A 21,133-nucleotide genomic window follows, 5' to 3' on the forward strand; every position below is an offset into this window, starting at 1 on the left:
ATGGGCGGCCGCCAAGGGGCCGCGATCCACGAACGACGAAAGGGATGAGACCATGCGCGTTCTCGTTGTCGGCGCCGGCGCCACCGGCGGATATTTCGGCGCACGCCTCGCCGAGGCCGGCCGCGACGTCACCTTCCTCGTCCGTCCGGCGCGCGCGGCCAAGCTCGCCGATGCCGGCCTGACGGTCGAGAGCCCCATCGGCAACCTGCACATCCCGGCACCCCAGACGGTCACCGCCGCCGACCTCGCCGCCGGCAAGGGCGGCGCCTTCGACCTCGTGCTGTTCTCGTGCAAGGCCTACGACCTCGACAGCGCCATCGCGGACGTCGCGCCGGCGGTGGGTCCCGACACCGCGATCCTCCCGGTGCTCAACGGGATGCGCCACCTCGACGCGTTGGACTTGGTATACGGTGCGGACCGCGTGCTCGGCGGATCCTGCGCCATCGTGGCGACCCTCGGTCCCGCGGGCGAGATCCGCCAGATGAATCCGCTGCACACCCTGACCTACGGCGAGCGGTCCGGCGGCCGCTCGGCCCGGGTCGAGGCCATCGAGTCCCTGATGCAGGGCGTGACGTTCCAGCCCCGCCTCAGCGAGAGCGTGGTGTTGGAAATGTGGGAGAAGTGGAGTTTCCTGGCGACGCTGGCCGGCTCCACCTGCCTGATGCGCGCCACCATCGGCGACATCCTCGCCGCTCCGGGCGGCCTCGCCGTCATCGAGGCGCTGATGGAGGAGTGCCGGGCGATCGCCGAGGCCGCCGGCTACGCGCCGCGGCCCGGCGTGATGGAAAACACGCGCAAGACGCTCACGGCCGAGGGATCGGCCTTCACCGCCTCGATGCTGCGCGACATCGAGGGCGGTGCCCGGATCGAGGCCGACCACATCATCGGCGACCTGATCGCGCGAGCGCCCGATGCGACCGCCCACCCAGTCCTCGACCGCGTCTACACGCATCTGAAGGCCTACGAGAACCGCCGCGCCCGCGAGGCAGCGGCGGCGAAACCTCAGTAGCGCGGGCCGGGCGGCGGGGGCGGAGGCGCGCCGTATTCCAGCTGGGTCTTGGCATCCGGCCGGCGCGGGGGCGGCGCCGACAGGTCGGGAGCATCTGGCGCCGTGGAACAGGCGGCGACTGCCAGCATGACGAGGCCGGCGAGGCTGAGATGGATGACGGGAGACATGGGGTTCTCTAAAGCTCCAGGCGTCCGCTCCACGCGGCACCGTGGCGCAAGCTAAGCCGTAAACGTGCCGGAAGCTCGACTGTATTGTGTCCGGCCCTCGCCCGAAGCGTGGCGGTATCGCGGCGCCTACGGAAGGCGACGGCCCTAAAACTCGAGGATCTTGCCCTGACGCCCCCCGCCCGCCTCTCCGCCGCCATCGAGGTCCTCGCCGATATCGCCGCGCGCCGCCGCCCCGCCGCCGATGCGCTGAAGGATTGGGGTTTAAGCCACCGCTTCGCCGGGTCGGGCGACCGCGCCGCCATCGCCAGCCTCGTCTACGACGCCCTGCGTCGGCGCGCCTCCGCCGCCTGGATCATGGCTGACGAGGGCGCGCGCAGCCTCGTGATCGGCATGCTGCGGCTCCAGTATGGTCTCGCGGCGCCGACCATCGCGGAGATGTTCAGCGGCGAGCGCTTCGCCCCCGAGCCCCTGACCCCGGAAGAAAGGACCCGCCTTGTGGAAGGGACCCTGGCTGATGCCCCGCTCCACGTCGCCGGCGATGTCCCCGAATGGGTGCTCCCCTCCTTCGAAGCGACCTTCGGCTCCGAGACCCTCGACGAGCTGCGCGCCCTCGGCCGACGGGCCCCGCTCGATATCCGCGTCAACACGCTCAAGCGCAGCCGTCCGGAGGCCCTGGCGGGTCTCGTCCACCTCGCGCCGGAGCCGACCCCGCACGCGCCCAACGGCCTGCGCATCCCCATCGGCGATGATGGGCGAGGCCCCGCCCTCCATGTCGAGCCGGAATTCATCGACGGCTGGTACGAGATCCAGGACGAAGGCTCGCAGCTTGCGAGCCTTCTCAGCGGCTCACGCCCCGGCGAGACCGTCGTCGATCTCTGTGCGGGCGGTGGTGGAAAGACCCTGAGCCTCGCCGCGATGATGGAGAATACCGGGCGATTGGTCGCCAGCGACGACGATCCCCGCCGGCTCGCCCCGATCCACGAGCGTCTGCGGCGCGCCGGTGCCGTCGCGGAGATCCGTACGCCCCGCGCCGGCAAGGCCCGCACCGACGTTCTCGGCGACCTCGACGGGTGCGCGGACCGCGTCCTCGTCGATGCGCCCTGTACCGGCTCCGGAACCTGGCGGCGCAATCCGGATGCCAAGTGGCGAATGCGCCCGAATGCCCTGGGCACGCGTGTGGCGGATCAGGCCATGGTGCTCGACCGGGCCGCGCGGCTGGTACGCCCCGGCGGTCGCATCACCTACATCACCTGCTCGCTGCTGCCCGAGGAGAACGACGCGGCCGTCGCCGGTCTTCTCGCGCGCCGGCCGGACGACTTCGCGGTGCTCTCAGCCTCCGAGATCCTCGCCACGCACGCGCCCGATCTCGGCTCGGCGGTCCGCCTGACCCGGCACGGTCTCCAGATGAGTCCCGCCCGGACCGGCACCGACGGCTTCTACGTCGCCACCCTTGAGCAGCGGTCCTGAAACGAGGATTGGCCCTGCAAGGGGGCCAATCCATACGACCCGTCAGGAGCAGCGGCGCTCTTTCAAAAGCAGCGGCGCTCTTTCAAAAGCAGCGGCGCTCTTTCAAAAGCAGCGGTGCTCTTTCAAAAGCAGCGGCGCTTGCGCACCACGACCATCCGGCCCATCGGCCCACGGCGCTTGGTAACGACGGTTTTGCAACGGGGGCCGCGGATCACCGTGCGCTCGACGATGCGGACCTGCTGGATCCCGCCGGCCGGTGCGATGCCGGCCGAGACGGGCAAGGCGGAGGCCGAGGTGGCTCCGAGTCCGGCGAGGGCGAGTGTGGCGATCCCGAAGATGGTGGCTCTCATGGCTGAGGCTCCTGTTCGTTGCTGGGGGGCACGGTGTCGGCGCCCGGCGGTGAACGACCGGTTAACGGGACTGCACGCCGGATCCCCAGGCCGACGCCAGCCGCGGGGCGGCTCTGCGGACCGATCCGTTGCACCAGACCGAGGCCTCGTCTAACTCCGGTGCCATGACTACAGAGCACGACAAAATCCTCATCGTCGATTTCGGCAGCCAGGTGACGCAGCTCATCGCGCGCCGCGTCCGCGAGGAGGGCGTCTACTGCGAAATCGTCCCCTTTACCAAGGCGGCCGAGGCTTTCGCCGAGACGAAGCCGAAGGGCGTGATCCTCTCGGGGGGGCCCGAATCGGTGACGACCGAGGCCTCGCCCCGGACTCCGCAGATCGTCTTCGATTCTGGCGTGCCGGTCTTCGGCATCTGCTACGGCCAGCAGACCATGGCCGCCCAGCTCGGTGGCGAGGTCGAGGGCGGCCATCATGCGGAGTTCGGTCGGGCCGAGATTGAGATCCTGTCGGAATGCCCCCTGTTCAAGGGCGTGTGGCACGTGGGCGAGCACTATCCCGTCTGGATGAGCCACGGGGACCGCGTCACCAAGCTACCGGACGGGTTCACCACCGTCGCCATGTCGAAGAACGCCCCCTTCGCGGCGGTGGCGGACGAGGCTCGCCGGTACTACGCGGTGCAGTTCCACCCGGAGGTGGCGCACACGCCGCATGGCGCACTGCTGATCCGCAATTTCGTGCGCGACATCGCCGGCTGTACGGGCGACTGGACCATGGGCGCCTACCGCGAGGAGGCGATCGAGAAGATACGCGCGCAGGTCGGCAAGGAGCGGGTGATCTGCGGACTGTCCGGCGGCGTCGATTCTGCCGTGGCGGCGGTTCTGATCCACGAGGCGATCGGCGAGCAACTCACCTGCGTCTTCGTCGACCATGGCCTGCTGCGCATGGGCGAGGCCGAGGAAGTCGTCCGGCTGTTCCGCGACCACTACAACATTCCCCTCGTCCATGTTGAAGCGCAGGACCTGTTTCTTGGGGAGCTCACCGGCGTCAGCGACCCGGAGCAGAAGCGCAAGACGATCGGGCGCCTGTTCATCGACGTCTTCGAGGCCGAATCGAAGAAGATCGGCGGGGCCGCCTTCCTGGCCCAGGGCACCTTGTATCCCGACGTGATCGAGAGCGTTTCGTTCACCGGTGGTCCCTCGGTGACAATCAAATCCCATCACAATGTCGGCGGCCTGCCCGAGCGCATGAACATGCAACTCGTCGAGCCCCTGCGCGAGCTGTTCAAGGACGAGGTCCGTGTCCTCGGGAAGGAGCTGGGCCTGCCCGAGGCCTTCGTCGGACGACACCCTTTCCCGGGTCCGGGCCTCGCCATCCGCTGCCCCGGTACGATCACGCCCGAGAAGCTCGAAGCCCTGCGCAAGGCCGATGCGATCTACCTCGACGAGATCCGCAAGGCCGGCCTCTACGACACGATCTGGCAGGCCTTCGCGGTGATCCTGCCCGTAAAGACCGTCGGAGTGATGGGCGACGGGCGTACCTACGACCACGTCTGCGCCTTGCGAGCCGTGACCTCGGTCGACGGCATGACGGCCGATTTCTATCCATTCGACATGGCCTTCCTCGGCCGCGTGGCGACGCGGATCATCAACGAGGTGAAGGGGATCAATCGCGTGACCTACGACATCACCTCGAAGCCACCGGGAACGATCGAGTGGGAATGAGCTGCAGGCAGTCTGTTCAGAAAAATTTCTCTACACGGCCCGGGTTATCGGCAAAATAAGACGTGACGGCGCGCTACGAGCCTTGCCGTCCCTGAATTGGCATGTAGTATACCAACGGTCCCTCCCAGGGATTCATGTGACGCAACTTTAACCCCGCAGACCCTAGGGTCCGCGGGGTTTTGTCGTCAGGCTGCTCGGTACTCTCGTAGGCCGAGCAGCGGGCGAGAGCCCAATATTCGGCAGCCTCTCGATCTGTCGGAGTGACCGCTTTCATTGGGCAGGGAAGCCACACCGATCAAGCGATACACGGCACGACCAAATCGTGAATCGGCCACGCTTGTATCTCTAGCGACGGCCCTCTACAGACCGACGCGCCATCCGGCTGGATCGGTTTAGTGCAAAAACGCCAAGACGCGCGAGATTGATTCGATGGTTGAGCCTCAGGGGTCGTTCGCTCCACTCGCTGGGCTGAAGCATCGTACCCAGATCTTCATACTATTAGTCGTCTCAAGTCTTTGCGTTACTGGATTTTTGTGGTTTCCAGGCACGTTCGCTGGGGCTGCGACCTCACCGACGCCGGCCGCCGTCACAGTGATGCCGCCGAGCAACGGCGATTTCATCCTCAGCCCCGACCAGTTGGCCGCCATCGATACCGAGACGGTGGAGCAACGGCTCTTCTACGAAGAGATCACCACCGAGGGTAAGATCGGCGTCGACGAGTATCAGGCCACCCCGGTGTTCTCGCCTTACCCGGGTCGGGTCATTGCCATCTTCGCGCGCACCGGCGAGCAGGTGCAGAAGGGCGAGCGCCTGTTCTCGATCCAGGCCAACGAGATGGTGCAGGCCCAGAACGACTATCTCGCAGCCCTGAACGTCCTCGCTAAATCACGCTCGCAGCTCGGCTACGCCCAAGCCGCTGAGAAGCGCCTGCACGATCTGTATGATTCGCGGGTCACCACCCTGCGCGAGCTTCAATCCGCTCAGAACGACCTGAATACGGCCACCAACGATGCCCGGACGGCCGAGGTCGGTTTGGAAGCCGTGCGTAACCGGCTGCGCATCCTGGGCCTGCGCGACGACGAGGTGGCCAATTTGCAGAAGGGTTCGATCAACCCCGAGACGGCGATCAATGCGCCCCTCAAGGGAACGATCATCCAGCGCAAGATCGGACCGGGCCAGTATATCGGCACCAGTGGGAGTGACCCCTCATACATTATCGGCGACCTGTCCAAGGTCTGGCTCATCGCGCAGCTGCGCGAGCCGGACGCGGCGAAAGTCGATCTCGGCGATCGCCTGAAGTTCCGCGTGCTCGCCTATCCGGACAAGGTCTTCGAGGGCCGGATCAATTTCATTGGTTCGTCCGTCGATCCCACCACCCGTCGCATCACGGTCCGGGCCGACATCGACAACACCCAAAATCTGCTGAAGCCCGAGATGTACGCCACCGTGCGCATCATCAACGAGCGCGAGACCCTGTCGCAATCAGTACCTCGTGCGGCGGTGGTGCTGGAGGGCAGTAAAGCGAGCGTCTGGGTGTTGAAGGCCGACAACACGGTCGAGAGCCGCCGGGTCAAGCCTGGTATCATCGACGGAAGCAAGATCGAGATCCTCGAAGGTCTGGCGACTGGCGAGCGCGTGATCTCGCGCGGCTCACTGTTCATCGACCGGATGGTGACCCGGGGCTGATTCGTCGGCTCCCGGCAGCAGGAACCCAACGCATGACCGGCCTCGTCCATCTCGCGCTGCGCCAGCGTGCCCTGGTGGTTCTCGCGTTCGTGCTGCTGCTGACCTGCGGGCTGGTGGCCTTTCGAACCCTCAACATCGAAGCCTATCCCGACCCGACCCCGCCGATGATCGACGTGATCACGCAGGCGCCTGGCTTATCGGGCGAGGAGATCGAGCGCTACGTCACCGTGCCGATCGAAGTGATCACCTCCGGCTTGCCGAACCTGAAGCAGGTCCGCTCGGTCTCCCTCTACGGTCTGTCGGACGTGAAGCTGCAGTTCGGCTTCGAGTTCAGTTACCGCGAGGCCGAGCAGCAGGTGCTGAATCGGCTGGCGCAGCTCGACGCCCTTCCCAATGGCGCCAAGCCGACCATTTCCCCGGTCAGCCCCATCGGTGAGATCTTCCGCTACAAGCTGACGGCCCCGGCAGGCTACAGCGTCCTCGACCTCAAATCCCTGCAAGACTGGGTGCTGCGTCGGCGCTTCCGCGCCGTGCCGGGCGTCATAGACGTCATCGGCTGGGGCGGCAAGACGAAGACCTTCGACATTGCTGTCGACCTCGACCGGCTCACCGCCTACGGGCTGACGCTGTCCGGCGTTGTGAAGACCCTGAACGACAGCAACTTGAACGTCGGCGGCAACCGGATCAATCTCGGCACCCAGTCGGCGGTGGTGCGCGGCGTCGGCCTGATTCGCTCCACGGACGACATCGGAGAGACCGTGCTCACGCAGTCGGGCGGTGCACCGGTGCTGGTCAAGGACGTCGCCACCGTTACGATCGGGCACCAGCCGCGCCTCGGCATCGCCGGCATGAACGACGACGACGACATCGTCCAGGGTATCGTGCTGATGCGGCGGGGCGAAGAGAGCACGCCGACGATCGAGGCCGTGCAGGCGGAGGTCGGGCGCATCGAGGCCATGGGCCTGCTACCGCCCGGGGTTCGCATCGAGCGGATCTACGACCGCGCCGACCTCATCGCGGTCACCACGCACACCGTGCTGCACAACATGCTGGTCGGCATCGTGCTGATCCTGATCGTGCAGTGGCTCTTCCTCGGCAACCTGCGCAGCGCCCTCATCGTGGTGGCGACGATCCCCTTCGCGCTGTTCTTCGCCGTCATCATCCTGGTGGTGCGCGGCGAGTCGGCGAATCTGCTCTCCGTCGGCGCCCTGGATTTCGGCCTGATCGTCGATGGTACGGTGATCATGGTGGAGGCGATCTTCCGGCGGCTCTCCGGTCACGGCGCGCCGACAGGGGAAGTGGTCCGGCCCGGTCTTGCCGGCAAGCTCCTGCGGATCCGTCAAGCCTCTGGGGACGTCAGTCGCTCGATCGTCTTCGCGGCGATCATCATCGTGACGGGCTTCCTGCCGCTCTTCACCTTGACGGGGGTGGAGGGCCACATCTTCGGGCCAATGGCGCAAACCTACGCCTACGCGTTGCTCGGCGGCCTCATCGCCACCTTCACAGTCACGCCCGTCCTCTCCGCCTACCTGCTTCCGGCCCATGTCGAGGAGGTCGAGACGATCCTCGTGCGAACCCTCGACCGCCTTTACCGACCCGCCATCCGCGCCGCCCTCGGTAACCGCATTCTCACCCTCGGCCTCGCGCTGTTGCTCACCGCCGGTGTCGGCGTGGCGGGGCGCCAGCTCGGCCTGGAGTTCCTGCCCAAGCTCGAGGAAGGCAATCTCTGGCTGCGCGCCACCATGCCGGCGACGATCTCGCTGGAGGAAGGCAACCTCTACGTCAACCGGATCCGCCGCATCATCGCAGCGGTGCCGGAGGTCGAGAGCGTGGTCTCGCAGCACGGCCGGCCGGATGACGGCACCGATGCCGCTGGCTTCTTCAACGGCGAGTTCTTCGCGCCGCTGAAGCCGGCCGAGAAGTGGCGTCCGAGCATGACCAAGGACCGGATGGTCGGCGATCTCCTGGACCGACTACGCACCGATTTCCCCGGCGTGGAGTTCAACGTCTCGCAGTACCTGCAGGACAACGTCGCCGAGGCGGTCTCAGGCATCAAGGGCGAGAACTCGTTCAAGGTATTTGGATCGGACCTCGAGACCTTGACGGAGGTCGCCAACCGTGTGGAGGCCGTGCTCCGCAAAGTGCCCGGCGTCACCGATCTCGGGGTGTTCACGTCGCTCGGCCAGCCCACGGTGCAGATCGACGTCGACCGGGTCCGTGCCGCGCGCTACGGCCTCACCCCCGGCGACATCAACGCTACGGTCCGCACCGCCATCGGCGGCGACAGCGCCGGCGACCTCTACGATAGCGGTTCGGATCGCCACTATCCTATCGTCATCCGCCTCGCCGAGCAGTTCCGCCAGAGCGTGGCCTCCATCCGCAATCTACGCATTTCGGGGCAGGGGCCGAACGGCACGCTGATGCAGGTGCCGTTGAGCGAGGTCGCTCAGGTCGCCCTCGTCTCAGGGCCCGCCTACATCTATCGGGAGGGACAGGAGCGCTACCTTCCGGTGAAGTTCAGCGTCCGCGACCGTGACCTCGGTAGCGCGATCTTGGAGGCACGCGAGCGCGTGAACGCCGAGGTAGCCCTGCCGCGGGGCTACCGCCTCGAACTCGTGGGCGAGTTCAATAACATGCAGGGCGCCCTGGCGCGCCTGTCGGTGACGGTCCCGATCGCCATCGGCCTCATCGCGATCCTGCTGTTCACGAACTTCGGCTCAGCGATCGACATGCTGCTGGCGCTCAGCGTCATCCCGATGGCGGCGGCCGGTGGCGTCCTTGCCCTCGTGATCACCGACACGCCCTTCAGCGTTTCGGCGGCGATCGGATTTATCGCCCTCCTGGGCATTGCCGTGATGGACGGTATCATCGTGCTCTCGCACTTCAACGGTCTGATCGGCGAGGGGGAGGAGCGGGTGCGCGCCATGCTGCGAACCTGTCACACGCAGCTCAGGCCGGTGGTCATGACCTGTGTGGTCGCTGGCGTCGGCCTCCTGCCGGCCGCCTTTTCAAACGGTGTGGGTTCGCAGGTTCAGAAGCCCTTGGCTCTGGTCGTCGTCGGCGGCATGAGCCTGGCACCGCTCCTCATTCTGCTGATCCTGCCGGTGCTTATCCTCACGCTGTCGCGGCGGAAGCCGGGACTGGTCGACGACGAAGCAGCGGACACATCATCGACGGCAGTTCCTCAACCGGCTTCGGCCCACGCCTGAACCCGGCCCAACCGTGAGCGGACACGCCGCTGCAGGCAGGGCTGACACGAGCAATCGGGGGACACACAGGAGGAGAGGCCGCAAGGGGCCGGCTACAAGGGGCCGACCGTATTTCGATCGTCAGGTGACGACCCGACTCGTCGCAAGACGATAGCGGAGTGGCCTCGGCCGCAGAGGGTGATGTCGCTGCCGCAACGCTTAGGTCGGCAGCCCGACGACCCGCTCGAAAGCGGGTCGGTCATGACCGGCGCTGGAAACGCTCAGTTATTGATGGTGAGGGTGGCCTTCGTCACCGGCATGTCCGGCGGAGTCGCGTCCGCGATCTGGCCCGTTGTCGGATGCGGGGTCCGGGTATTGATCCAGTCCGCGCCGATCTGCACCGACAGAAGAAGCAGGAGCGCCGCCATTAGGGCGTTCGCAGCCCGCTGCAAGGGACGAACCGACAATCGCACAGCCGCTTCCAGTCGATCCGCATCCGTCTTCGCGGAATCCATCCGGTCCGAGATTGGGAGGAGCCACGGCTCACTGGGAAGAGCCTGAAGCCCTCCCATCTCGTGAGCGCCCGGCAGGTTCTGGAACAGTCCGCTGGACATATCCGTACTCCTGGTTGGTGAGTGGCAGCCGACTGTGGAAGGCTGAACGTTCATATTCAGTTAATCTGACTTTTTGTTCATTTCAAGTTCAGGCTCGGAACGTGCCTCTCGTCCATCGCTCGCCCTGTGACTGATGGTACCCTCGTATCACTCGTCGGGCTGCCGTTCCTGTCGATCCGAGGCCGACGGGTTGGCGATGCGAATAGCGGTTGGTTCAGCCCGCATCGGCTTAGCCGATGAGCCGGCCTACCCCTTTGCTCCGACCATCAGCTTCGCAGTCCCGGCGCCTCCTGGCCGGTACGTGCGACGTACTCGGTGTAGCCGCCGCCGTACTGATGGACTCCGTCCGGGGTTAGTTCGAGGACGCGGTTCGACAGCGCAGCGAGGAAGTGCCGGTCGTGGCTCACGAACAGCATCGTGCCCTCGTAGGTCGCCAGGGCTGCGATGAGCATTTCCTTGGTACCCATGTCGAGGTGGTTCGTCGGCTCGTCGAGGACGAGGAAGTTCGGCGGATCGTACAGCATCCGCGCCATCACCAGACGGGCCTTCTCGCCACCTGAGAGCACGCGGCAGCGCTTCTCCACGTCGTCTCCCGAGAAGCCGAAGCAGCCTGCAAGGGCCCGCAGGGACCCCTGGCCCGCCTGCGGGAAGGAATCCTCCAGGAACCCGAACACCGTGCGGTCGCCGTCCAGCACGTCCATGGCATGCTGCGCGAAGTAGCCGAGCTTGACGCTGCCACCGACCGCGACACTCCCGTCGTCGGGCTCGGCAGTTCCGGTCACGAGCTTGAGAAGCGTCGACTTGCCGGCCCCGTTGATGCCCATCACGCACCAGCGTTCGCGGCGCCGGATCGAGAAGTCGAGGCCGTCGTAGATCGTACGGCTGCCGTAACGCTTGTGCACGTTCTTGAGCATCACGACGTCGTCGCCCGAGCGGGGGGCGGGCAGGAATTCGAAGGCGACACTCTGGCGGCGCTTGGGCGGCTCCACCCGCTCGATCTTGTCGAGCTTCTTCACCCGGCTCTGCACCTGGGCGGCGTGGGAGGCCCGCGCCTTGAAGCGCTCGATGAACTTGATCTCCTTGGCGAGCATCGCCTGTTGACGCTCGAACTGGGCCTGCTGCTGCGTCTCGTTGAGCGCCCGCTGCTGCTCGTAGAACGCGTAGTCGCCTGAGTAGGTGGTGAGCTGTCCGCCGTCGATCTCGACGATCTTCGTGACGATGCGGTTCATGAACTCGCGATCATGCGAGGTCATCAGCAGGGCGCCCTCGTAGCCCTTGAGGAAGGCTTCGAGCCAGATCAGGCTCTCCAGGTCCAGGTGGTTGCTCGGCTCGTCCAGGAGCATGACGTCGGGATTCATCAGGAGAATGCGGGCGAGCGCCACGCGCATCTTCCAGCCGCCCGAGAGCTTGCCGACGTCGCCGTCCATCATCTCCTGGGAGAAGCTGAGGCCCGCCAGCACCTCGTAGGCCCGCCCCTCCAGGGCATAGCCGTCGAGTTCCTCGAAACGAGCCTGGACCTCGCCGTAGCGCTCGATCAGCGCCTCCATCTCGTCGGCCCGGTCCGGGTCGGCCAGGGCCTGCTCGACCTCCTTCAGCTCGGCCCCGATCTCGCTGACCGGGCCCGCGCCGTTCATGACCTCGGAGACCACCGTGCGGCCGGACATCTCGCCGACATCCTGGCTGAAATACCCGATGGTGATGCCGCGATCCGCAGCGACCTGTCCCTCGTCGGGCTGCTCCTCGCCGGTGATCATCCGGAACAGCGTGGTCTTGCCGGCACCGTTGGGACCGACCAGACCGACCTTCTCGCCCCGCTGAAGGGCGGCGGAGGCCTCGATGAAGACGATCTGGCGGCCGTTCTGCTTGCCGATTTTTTCGAGGCGAATCATGGGGTGCGGATCACGGGGTCACGGAGGTTCGGGCGGGTGCTGGGGCCTTACGGCATGCGGGCCCCGAGGGGTAGTGCACCCGGCACCCGGCCGGTGTCTTCTAAGGGTTCGACGCCGATGGTCCTCGCGTCGAAGACCCGCTAGGCTGGCGCTTTCACGGTCAGAATGGTCTCTCCGCGCCCCCGATGGTCCACACCGGCTACAATCCGGCGCTCGTCGCCCTGTCCGTCACGATCGCGATCTTCGCCTCCTACACCGCGCTGGATCTCGGCGGCCGCGGCCGAGTCTCGGCGGGCGGGCCCCGCTGGGCCTGGATCGCTGCCGCCGCCTGCGCGATGGGCGGCGGGATCTGGTCGATGCACTTCGTCGGCATGCTGGCCTTCGAGATGGGAATGCCGGTCGCCTATGACCTCGGCACCACGGCGCTGTCCCTGGGGCTGGCCATCGCCTGCACCGGTGCCGCCTTCGGTTGGATCAGCCGGCCGAGCGCGACCCGACGCAACCTGTTCATTGCCGGCCCAGCCATGGGCCTGGGCGTGGCCGCGATGCACTACACCGGCATGGCCGCGATGCGGATGCCGAGCCATCTCACCTATGCCTGGCCGCTGGTTGCGCTCTCGGTCGTCATCGCGGTCACGGCGGCGACGGCGGCCCTCTGGCTCACCCTGCGCCAGAACAGCGTGTGGCAGACGCTCATCGCCGCCACCGTGATGGGTCTCGCGGTGGCGGGCATGCACTACACCGGCATGGCCGCGGCGAACTTCTCGCCCGACGGTGCTGATGCACATGCGACCGGTCTCAATGCGGCGCAGCAGAATCTCGCCCTGGCGGTGGCCGGCGCGACGTTCCTGATCTTGTTCCTGGCGATGCTCGCCTCCTCCTTCGATCAGCAGCGGGTCCAGGGCGACCTCCAGGCCAGTGAAGCGCGTTTCCGCGCCGCCGTGCAGGCCGTGCGTGGCGTGCTCTGGACCAACGATGCGGAGGGTCGGATGCTCGGCGAGCAGCCGGGCTGGAGCGCCATCACGGGGCAGAACCGGGCCGAATACGAAGGCTACGGCTGGGCCAACGCCGTTCACCCTGACGATCGGCAGACCAGCATCGCGGCGTGGAACGAGACCGTGCGGGCGCGGCGAACCTTCGTTCACGAGCACCGGGTACGTTCTGCCGATGGCGCCTGGCGCCACTACGCCATCCGCGCCGTCCCGGTCCTGCATGCCGACGGATCGATCCGGGAATGGGTGGGCGTCCACACCGACATCACCGAGCAGCGTCAAGCCGAAGCCGAACTGCGCGAATCCAACGAGGAGATCCAGCGCTACGCCTACATCGTGAGCCACGACCTACGCGCGCCTCTCGTGAATGTCATGGGGTTCACGAGCGAGCTGGAAACGACCCGCGAGGACGTACGCGCCGCCCTGCAGGGGCATCCGCAGGCGGAGCGGATCGATGCGGACCTCGGTGAAGCCCTTGACTTCATCAAGGCCGCGGTAACCCGCATGGAACGCCTGATCGCCGCCATCCTGAAGCTGTCGCGGGAGGGGCGGCGCAGCTTCACGCCGGAGCGTCTCGACATGACGAGCCTGCTGCGCCGCCTCGCCGATGCGCAGCACCACCAGATCGAGCAGGTCGGCGCTCGCGTCGTCGTCGCGCCGGACCTGCCCCGCCTCGTCGCCGACCGGCTGGCGATCGAGCAGATCTTCGGCAATCTCATCGACAATGCGGTCAAGTATCTCGACCCGGCGCGGCCGGGGCGGATCGAGATCAAGGCGCAGGTGCTGGGTGGCGGCCGCATCCGCTACAGCGTCGCCGATAACGGGCGCGGCATCGCCGAGCGGGATCACGCACGGGTGTTCGAGCTATTCCGGCGCTCCGGTGCGCAGGACAAGCCCGGAGAGGGCATCGGGCTCGCCCACGTCAAGGCGCTGGTCCGGTCCCTCGGCGGCCGGATCGCGGTCGCATCGGAACTGGGGGTGGGCACAACCTTCAGCGTGACGCTGCCGCGTGAGACCGCTACAGGTCAGGGACAGGACGGGCCGCCGATGCGGCTCGCCGCCGAATAGGTGCGGAGCGAAGCGTGAACGCCGTCGAAATCGTCATGATCGAGGACGATGAAGGCCATGGGCGCCTGATCGAGCGCAACATTCGCCGCGCCGGCGTGAACAACACGATCCTGCCCTTCCGGGACGGAACATCGGCGCTCGCATATCTCTTCGGCACCGACGGCACCGGTGAGGCGAGCGCCAAGCGCCACCTGCTGATCCTGCTCGACCTGAACCTGCCGGACATGACCGGCATCGACATTCTCGAGAAGGTGAAGGCGAACCCCCACACCAAGCGCTCGCCGGTCGTGGTCCTCACCACCACGGACGACCAGCGCGAGATCCAGCGCTGCTACGACCTCGGCGCGAACGTCTACATCACCAAGCCCGTGAATTACGAGGGCTTCGCCAACGCCATCCGACAGCTCGGGCTGTTCTTCTCGGTCATGCAGGTGCCGGAAAACCCATGAAATCCGCCCGCTCATGACAGAGCCCGCGCCCCTCGGCCGCGGTCGCGTCCTCTACATCGACGACGACCCCGGCCTGGGGCGGCTCGTGCAGCGCGCCCTCGCGGCACGGGGCTACGCCGTGGAGCTCGCCCTCGACGGCGATGCCGGACTGGCGCGTCTCGGGGAAGGCGGCATCGACGTGGTCGCCCTCGACCATCACATGCCCGGTCAGACCGGCCTCGACATCCTGCCCGCGATCCGCGCCCTGCCGGAGGCGCCGCCGGTGGTCTACGTCACCGGCTCGGAGGACAGCCGCGTCGCAGTCGCAGCCCTGAAGGCGGGGGCCGTCGACTACGTCTGGAAGGACCTGCAGGGCCAGTTCCGGGAGCTCCTCGGGGAGGCGATCGATACCGCCCTGCGGCAGGAGGCGCTGCGGCGGGACAAGGAGCGGGCCGAGCAGGCGGTGCGGGAGGCGCGCGACCGGGCGGAGATCATGCTGCGGGAGGTCAACCACCGCGTTGCCAATTCGCTGGCGCTGGTGGCGGCGCTGGCGCACATGCAGACCAACGCGGTGACGGACCCGGCCGCGAAGGCCGCCCTCCGGGAGATGCAGGCCCGGATCTCGGCGATCGCCGGCATCCACCGCCGGCTCTACACCTCCGACGACGTGGAGGCGGTGGACCTCGACGCCTACCTGACGAGCCTCGTGGAGGAGCTCCAGGCGGCCATGAAGGCAGCCGGGCGCGATCACGCCATCCGGCTCAACGCGGCGCCGGTGCGGCTCGCCACCGACAAGGCCGTCTCGGTCGGCGTCGTGGTCACCGAGCTGGTGACCAACGCCTACAAATACGCCTATCCCCCTGATGCGTCTGGGGAAATCCGTGTCTCCGTCGCGCGCCAGGGGACCGATGGCCTGACCCTCACGGTGGAGGATGACGGCATCGGCTGGACCGGCGAGGGCCAGCCGCGGGGCACAGGCCTCGGCTCCCGGATCATTCGGGCGATGGCGGCGAACCTGCGCTCGGCCCTGGTCTATGGCGGTGGTCCGATCGGCACCCGGGCGACGCTGTCGTTCCAGGACTGAGGACACCTCAAACCAGCGCGCCCGCGTTCATGATTCCGTCGGGGTCGAGGCCGCGCTTCAGGGTCTCAATCAGGCGCAGGCGGGCGGGGTCGGCGTAGCGCTCCAGCAGGTCGCGCTTGAAGCGGCCGATGCCGTATTCCGCGCTATATCCGCCGCCGTATTCCAGCGCGATCGCGTAGAGGTCGTGGGCAAAACCCCGCTCGATCTCGCGCGTGAACGCGAGCCGGTCGTGACCCGCGGGCACGACGAGATTGTAGTGCAGGTTGCCGTCGCCGACATGGCCGTAGACCGAGAGGCGGACGCCCGGCAGGCGCTCGGCGAGCAGGGCGGCGGCGCGATCGAGGAAATCGGTCAGGCGGGAGATCGGCACGGCGATATCGTGCTTGACCGATCCGCCGGCATGCTTCTCCCCCTCGGGAATCGTTTCGCGCACCGCCCAGAAGGCCCGGCGCTGGGTCTCGGACTGGGCCAGCACCGCGTCGACCACCCAGCCCCGTTCCATCAGGGTCTCCAGGCAGCCCATCAGCACGTCGTCGAGGGGGATGCGGTCCGAGGAGGCGGTGAGCTCGAGGAGCACGGCGCCGCCGGGTCCGGCCTTCAGTCCGGTCTCGGCGCCGCGCATCTCGGTGACGAGGCCGAGGGAGGAGGCGGAGATCAGCTCGAAGGTCGAGGCGAGGTCGGAGGTTTCGCGGCGCACCAGCGCGGCCATCTCGGGGATCGGCGCCCCCTCGGCGAGCTCGAGCCAGGCGGTGGCCCGCTGGCCCTGGGCCGGCCAGAGCTTGAGGACCACCCCGGTGATGATGCCCAGCGTCCCCTCGGCGCCGATGAAGAGCTGCTTCAGGTCGTAGCCGATGTTGTTCTTGCGCAAGGTCCGCATGTCGGAGAACAGCGTCCCGTCCGGCAGCACCACCTCGAGCCCGAGGACGAGGTCGCGGGCCATGCCGTAGCGCAGGACCTGGAGGCCGCCCGCATTGGTGCCGAGGTTGCCGCCGAGGCGGCAGCTGCCTTCGGAGCCGAGGCTCAGCGGCAAGAACAGCCCGTCGGCATCGGCCGCCTTCTGGGCGTCCGCCAGGATGGTGCCGGCATCGCACGACAGGGTGAAGTTGAGGGGGTCGACGGCGCGGATGCGGGTCATCCGCTCCAGGCTGACCACGAGCTGGCGCCGACCAGGTTCCGGGGTCGCCCCGCCGACGTAGCCGGTGTTGCCGCCCTGGGGCACGAGGCCGAACCCGTGGGTCCGCGCGAGCCCGACGAGGGCCTGGACCTCGGCCACGCTGTGCGGGCGCAGCACGGCGGGGGTGTCGCCCTGCATCAGGTCGCGCTGGTCGCGGGTGTAGCGGGCGGTCATCGACGGATCGGTGAGGACCCCGCCGGGACCGAGCAGGGCCTCGAAGGGGGCGAGGGCGTCGCGATCGGGGACGTCGCGGTTCGATAGGGATTCCACCATAGGCAGGGCTCTTCGTGGCGTGCGTCGTGCAGGTTCGGCCGTTGCGGACCGACCATGTCGCGCAGCCGCTCCGAAGGGAAGCGCCTTTCCCGATGGACTCCGCGGGATGCGACGGCCGCGGCCCTGGGACATTCCGGCCGATGCCGTCGCGATCGGCAGGGCAAACCGGGCGAGAGATCGCGAGCGAGCAAGCCATCGCGATCGAGACATCGCGCGTCTTCGGAACGAGCGCACGGATTCGGCCTTCGCCCGAGCGCCGTGCGGGCTTACCGGACAACGCCGCGCGGGCTTGCCGGATACCGATCCCGGTCCGATCAACCGGTGCCCCGGTCGGCCTCCGCCTCGGACTATGCCGCTTCGTCCCGGACGGTCGCCTGCGCCCCGAGCCAAGCCTGCAGGTCGATCGCGGCGAGGGGCGGAGACATCCAGTATCCCTGGGCTTCCTCACAGTGCCAGGACCTCAGGATCTCGTAAGCCTGCGCGTCCTCGACCCCCTCGGCGACCACGCGGAAGCCCAGCCCGCGGGACATCTCGATGAGATGCCGAACGAGCATCTGCCCCTTCTGATCGCCCGCCAGATCGCGCACGAACGACTGATCGATCTTCACGAGGTCCGCCGGCAGGTGCCTCAGGTAGGAAAGACTGCTGTAGCCGGTCCCGAAATCGTCGATCGCCACGCGGATGCCGGCGTTTCGAATCGTCCGCAGCTGCTCCTCGACATGCGTTCGGTTCTTGATGAGGGCGCTCTCGGTGACTTCGACCTCGAAGACCGAGGGACGGATGCCGGCCCTTTGCAGGTGTTCGATGAGGTCGGTCGCGAATTCAGGCTGATCGAGGTTTGCCACGGAAACATTGACCGAGACGGACAGCTCGATGGCCATGTCCCGCCAGGCCATGATCTGGCGGATGGCCTCGGCGATGACCCAAGCCGTGAGCGGACCGGCGAGATCGGTCTGTTCGACCAGCGGGATGAATTCTCCCGGTGAGATGCCGCCGAGTTCGGGGTGCTTCCAGCGGAGGAGCGCCTCGGCCCCGATGCAGGCGCCCGTTCGCAGGTCGATGCGCGGCTGGTAGACGAGCGAGAGCTCCCGGCCGGAGATCAGCGCCGTACGCATGTCGCTCAGGAGCCGGAAACGCCTCCGATGGTGATCGTCGGCGACCATCGAGTACGTGCTCACCGATTGGCCCGTGAGGCGCGCCTCCTGCGCGGCGTTGTGGGCCATGCGGATCGCGTCTTCAGCGAGGGTCTGCCCGACCGCGATCGGGGCGACGCCGATGACCGGGTTCAGGGAGATCCGGACGGGCGCCGAACTCAGGTGCTTGTGCAGATGGGCGCCCAGATCGCGCAGGCGATCCTCGAGTCCGGTCTCGGCCTGGGACGATCGAACGATCCAGGCGAATTGGGCCGCGCCGACGTGATAGATCTGGGTGTCGAGCCCGATGCTGGCCGAGATGGCACGGGTCGCCTCCCGCATCAGGTCTTCGATGACCCCGACGCCGAGCACCCGCACCGTATCCGACATCTTGAGGGCATCGATGACCTCGGCCAGCACGAGGTGACGCGGCCCTCCGTCCCCGCCGGCGGCCTGGTCGTGCAGGTCCTCGAGAAGCTGATGCCGGTTCGGCAGGCCCGTCACGGCGTCGACGCGCCCGAACGCGTGCTGAAGCTCGACCTGCGCCATGACCATGGCGGCCAGATCGGTGAGGGCGGCCTGCTCCTGCTCGGACACCTGGCGCGGCTCCGTACCGAGGACGCACATGGCGCCCAGGCAGAACCCTTCGCGGGTGATCAGCGGCGCGCCCGCGTAGAACCGTATCCCGGATTGCGCCAGCAGGCTGTCGCGGTAACAGGGATGGTCCCTGAGGTCGGGAATCAGCACGGCACGGGTCGTGTCCGCCACCTCACCGCAGGGCGCTCGATCCCGCGGGATCTCCCAGTGATCGACGCCGACCCGGGACTTGAACCACTGCCGGTCGCTGTCGGTCAGGGAAATCGCGGCGATCGGTAGATCGAACAGCTGACTCGCCATTCGGGTGATGCGATCAAAGCTTTCAGCGGGAGGCGTATCGAGGAGCCTCAGTTGCTTGAGCGCATGAAGACGCTCGTCCTCGGTATTACTGATCGCCATTGCCTAACTCATGTTAGCATCGACATGATACTATCAGCAAAATACGAACACAGGACTAGTGGGTTACGCAGCTTCTATCGCACTTAGCGCTCTATGCGCTTGAGTCGCACCTCAGATGCAGCCTTCGACTTCGCTCGCGCGCCGCGCGGGCCTCGCCCGATCCCACATCCACGACGGGCGGTCCCAACCACACACCGCGCCGTTTCACGCGGTCCGTCCGATCCGGCGTCGTCCGACTGTCTTCGCGCCCCCGTGGTTCCGAGTGTCCCTATCGTTCCGAGCGTTCAAGTCCACGTCGCAAGCCTGGAGGAACGCCGTTTCGAGATCGTTGCGATTTCGGAGAGGGCAACGAATCCTTGTGTCTTCGTTGTCCAAAGGTGAATCCCGCCGACACCGATGGTCTTCCTGCCCTGAGGATCGAAACGTTACGCTCGGCGATCTCCATCAAAAGATAGAGTTGCTTCTCGGCCGGCAGGCATGACCTTTCTGGATGCTCGGAACGCGACATCCAAGCCAAGGCTCGCCGAACTCAGCTTTCTCCGGACCGTCGGCGCGGGCGAGCCTGTGCCGGTCGACGGACCGACCGGCAAACCCCTGCTTTCGCTGTTCGAGTCGGGGATCGTCGATCGGCATTCGACGCCCAGGCGAGGGGCTCCGCGCTCGCAGGCTCTCGGCGGACCCGTCGCCGAAAAACTTCGGAAGCGCGAAAATCGGAAGGCGAGAGCGCCATGGGGCGGCCCCCTCGACCCTGTTGCGGAGCCGGGCCCCGTCCGGGCCCGGCAGCGACGCCGGCCGGTCCGGCACCTCAGCCGTTGCGGAAGGTGTAGCTGTAGCCGTTGAGGGCCGGGGCGCCGCCGAGATGGGCGTAGAGCACCTTCGAACCCTTGGGGAAGAAGCCCTTCTGCACGAGGTCGATCATGCCCTGCATGGACTTTCCCTCGTAGACGGGGTCGGTGATCATGCCTTCCAGGCGGGCCGAGAGGCGGATGGCCTCGACGGTCTCCTTCGAGGGCACGCCATAGACCGGGTAGGCGTAGTCCTCGTTCAGCACGATGTCGTCGGCGGTGATGGCCGGGGCGCCGATGAGCTCGGCGGTGTTGCGGGCGATCTCCAGCACCTGCGCCTTAGTCTGGGCCGGGGTGCAGGAGGCGTCGATGCCGATGACGTTGCGGGCGCGCCCGTCGGCGGCGAAGCCCACCACCATGCCGGCATGGGTCGAGCCCGTCACGGTGCAGACCACGATGTGGTCGAAGTGGACGCCCATCTCGGCCTCCTGGGCGCGGACCTCCTCGGCGAAGCCGACGAAGCCGAGGCCGCCGAACTTGTGCACCGAGGCCCCGGCCGGAATCGCGTAGGGCTTGCCGCCCTTCGCCTTCACGTCCTCGAGGGCCTTCGTCCAGCTCTCGCGGATGCCGATGTCGAAGCCGTCATCCACGAGCTGCGTCTCCGCGCCCATGATGCGGGACAGCATGATGTTGCCGACGCGGTCGTAGACGGCGTCCTCGTGCGGCACCCAGGCTTCCTGGATCAGCCGGCACTTCATGCCGATCTTGGCGGCCACCGCCGCCACCATGCGGGTGTGGTTGGACTGGACGCCGCCGATGGTCACCAGGGTGTCGGCCCCGCTCGCGATGGCGTCGGGCACGATGAATTCGAGCTTGCGCAGCTTGTTGCCGCCATAGGCCAGGCCGGAATTGCAATCCTCGCGCTTGGCGTAGATCAGCACGTCGCCGCCGAGATGGGCGGTGAGGCGGGGCAGGTGCTCGATCGGGGTCGGGCCGAAGGTGAGGGGATAGCGCTCGAATTTCGACAGCATGGACGGGGTCCTTCGTGGTCAGCCCGGAAAAGCTAGCAAAGACCCTGCGAAAGGTGCTCTCGAAATCGGGGCGCGGAT

At 67.1% G+C, this 21,133-nt stretch carries 14 protein-coding genes and 1 pseudogene; 8 read left to right on the top strand and 7 right to left on the bottom strand.

Going from position 1 to position 21,133, the window contains the following annotated elements; genetic code table 11:
* Positions 1–52 precede the first annotated feature (52 nt).
* On the top strand, positions 53–1,009 hold the full coding sequence (panE, locus tag CRT23_RS13555) for a 2-dehydropantoate 2-reductase (RefSeq protein WP_103710132.1): 957 nt from the start codon (positions 53–55) through the stop codon (positions 1,007–1,009).
* Here panE and CRT23_RS28490 read toward each other — a convergent pair.
* Positions 1,003–1,176, bottom strand: a complete 174-nt coding sequence (locus CRT23_RS28490; RefSeq protein ID WP_181017347.1) for a hypothetical protein — start codon at positions 1,174–1,176, stop codon at positions 1,003–1,005. The genes panE and CRT23_RS28490 overlap by 7 nt on opposite strands.
* Positions 1,177–1,341: 165 nt before the next feature.
* On the opposite strand from CRT23_RS28490, the gene CRT23_RS13560 reads away from it, so the two are divergent.
* Positions 1,342–2,643 carry an RsmB/NOP family class I SAM-dependent RNA methyltransferase gene (locus CRT23_RS13560; protein WP_103710172.1) on the top strand — a complete coding sequence of 434 codons (1,302 nt, stop codon included), beginning with the start codon at positions 1,342–1,344 and terminating at the stop codon, positions 2,641–2,643.
* Between the two features lie 122 nt (positions 2,644–2,765).
* Here the strand turns inward: CRT23_RS13560 and CRT23_RS13565 are convergent, their stop codons facing one another.
* Entirely contained in the window at positions 2,766–2,993 is a 228-nt protein-coding gene (locus CRT23_RS13565; protein ID WP_055953452.1) for a hypothetical protein, read from the bottom strand.
* A 164-nt stretch (positions 2,994–3,157) separates the two neighbouring features.
* On the opposite strand from CRT23_RS13565, the gene guaA reads away from it, so the two are divergent.
* From guaA to CRT23_RS13580, 3 genes are all read left to right on the top strand, one after another.
* Positions 3,158–4,714: a glutamine-hydrolyzing GMP synthase gene (guaA, locus tag CRT23_RS13570; RefSeq protein ID WP_055953455.1), complete on the top strand. Its 1,557-nt coding sequence runs from the start codon at positions 3,158–3,160 to the stop codon at positions 4,712–4,714.
* Between the two features lie 594 nt (positions 4,715–5,308).
* Positions 5,309–6,400 carry an efflux RND transporter periplasmic adaptor subunit gene (locus CRT23_RS13575; RefSeq protein ID WP_245436199.1) on the top strand — a complete coding sequence of 364 codons (1,092 nt, stop codon included), beginning with the start codon at positions 5,309–5,311 and terminating at the stop codon, positions 6,398–6,400.
* A gap of 32 nt (positions 6,401–6,432) precedes the next feature.
* On the top strand, positions 6,433–9,609 hold the full coding sequence (locus tag CRT23_RS13580; protein WP_103710134.1) for a CusA/CzcA family heavy metal efflux RND transporter: 3,177 nt from the start codon (positions 6,433–6,435) through the stop codon (positions 9,607–9,609).
* A gap of 260 nt (positions 9,610–9,869) precedes the next feature.
* Here the strand turns inward: CRT23_RS13580 and CRT23_RS13585 are convergent, their stop codons facing one another.
* Both CRT23_RS13585 and CRT23_RS13590 read right to left on the bottom strand, forming a co-directional pair.
* A complete protein-coding gene (locus tag CRT23_RS13585; RefSeq protein WP_055953464.1) occupies positions 9,870–10,202 on the bottom strand; it encodes a hypothetical protein in 333 nt (110 codons plus the stop codon).
* Positions 10,203–10,468: 266 nt separating this feature from the next.
* Positions 10,469–12,091 carry an ABC-F family ATP-binding cassette domain-containing protein gene (locus CRT23_RS13590; RefSeq protein WP_103710135.1) on the bottom strand — a complete coding sequence of 541 codons (1,623 nt, stop codon included), beginning with the start codon at positions 12,089–12,091 and terminating at the stop codon, positions 10,469–10,471.
* A 170-nt stretch (positions 12,092–12,261) separates the two neighbouring features.
* Here CRT23_RS13590 and CRT23_RS13595 point away from each other — a divergent pair.
* The 3 genes and pseudogenes from CRT23_RS13595 to CRT23_RS13605 form a co-directional block, all read left to right on the top strand.
* Positions 12,262–14,151: pseudogene (locus CRT23_RS13595) on the top strand (MHYT domain-containing protein); the annotation flags it as partial.
* A 35-nt stretch (positions 14,152–14,186) separates the two neighbouring features.
* Positions 14,187–14,600: a response regulator gene (locus CRT23_RS13600; protein ID WP_103710173.1), complete on the top strand. Its 414-nt coding sequence runs from the start codon at positions 14,187–14,189 to the stop codon at positions 14,598–14,600.
* Between the two features lie 13 nt (positions 14,601–14,613).
* On the top strand, positions 14,614–15,663 hold the full coding sequence (locus CRT23_RS13605; RefSeq protein WP_103710137.1) for a histidine kinase dimerization/phosphoacceptor domain -containing protein: 1,050 nt from the start codon (positions 14,614–14,616) through the stop codon (positions 15,661–15,663).
* A 7-nt stretch (positions 15,664–15,670) separates the two neighbouring features.
* On the opposite strand, the gene CRT23_RS13610 is transcribed toward CRT23_RS13605, so the two are convergent.
* The 3 genes from CRT23_RS13610 to CRT23_RS13620 form a co-directional block, all read right to left on the bottom strand.
* Positions 15,671–17,110 carry an FAD-binding oxidoreductase gene (locus CRT23_RS13610; protein WP_103710138.1) on the bottom strand — a complete coding sequence of 480 codons (1,440 nt, stop codon included), beginning with the start codon at positions 17,108–17,110 and terminating at the stop codon, positions 15,671–15,673.
* Between the two features lie 347 nt (positions 17,111–17,457).
* Positions 17,458–19,239 (bottom strand): GGDEF and EAL domain-containing protein, encoded by a 1,782-nt coding sequence (locus tag CRT23_RS13615; RefSeq protein WP_103710139.1) that lies wholly within the window; start codon positions 19,237–19,239, stop codon positions 17,458–17,460.
* 805 nt (positions 19,240–20,044) lie between these two features.
* On the bottom strand, positions 20,045–21,055 hold the full coding sequence (locus tag CRT23_RS13620; RefSeq protein ID WP_103710140.1) for a 1-aminocyclopropane-1-carboxylate deaminase: 1,011 nt from the start codon (positions 21,053–21,055) through the stop codon (positions 20,045–20,047).
* Positions 21,056–21,133 lie beyond the last annotated feature (78 nt).

The organism is Methylobacterium sp. V23 (assembly GCF_002917135.1).
Classification (GTDB): Bacteria; Pseudomonadota; Alphaproteobacteria; order Rhizobiales; family Beijerinckiaceae; genus Methylobacterium.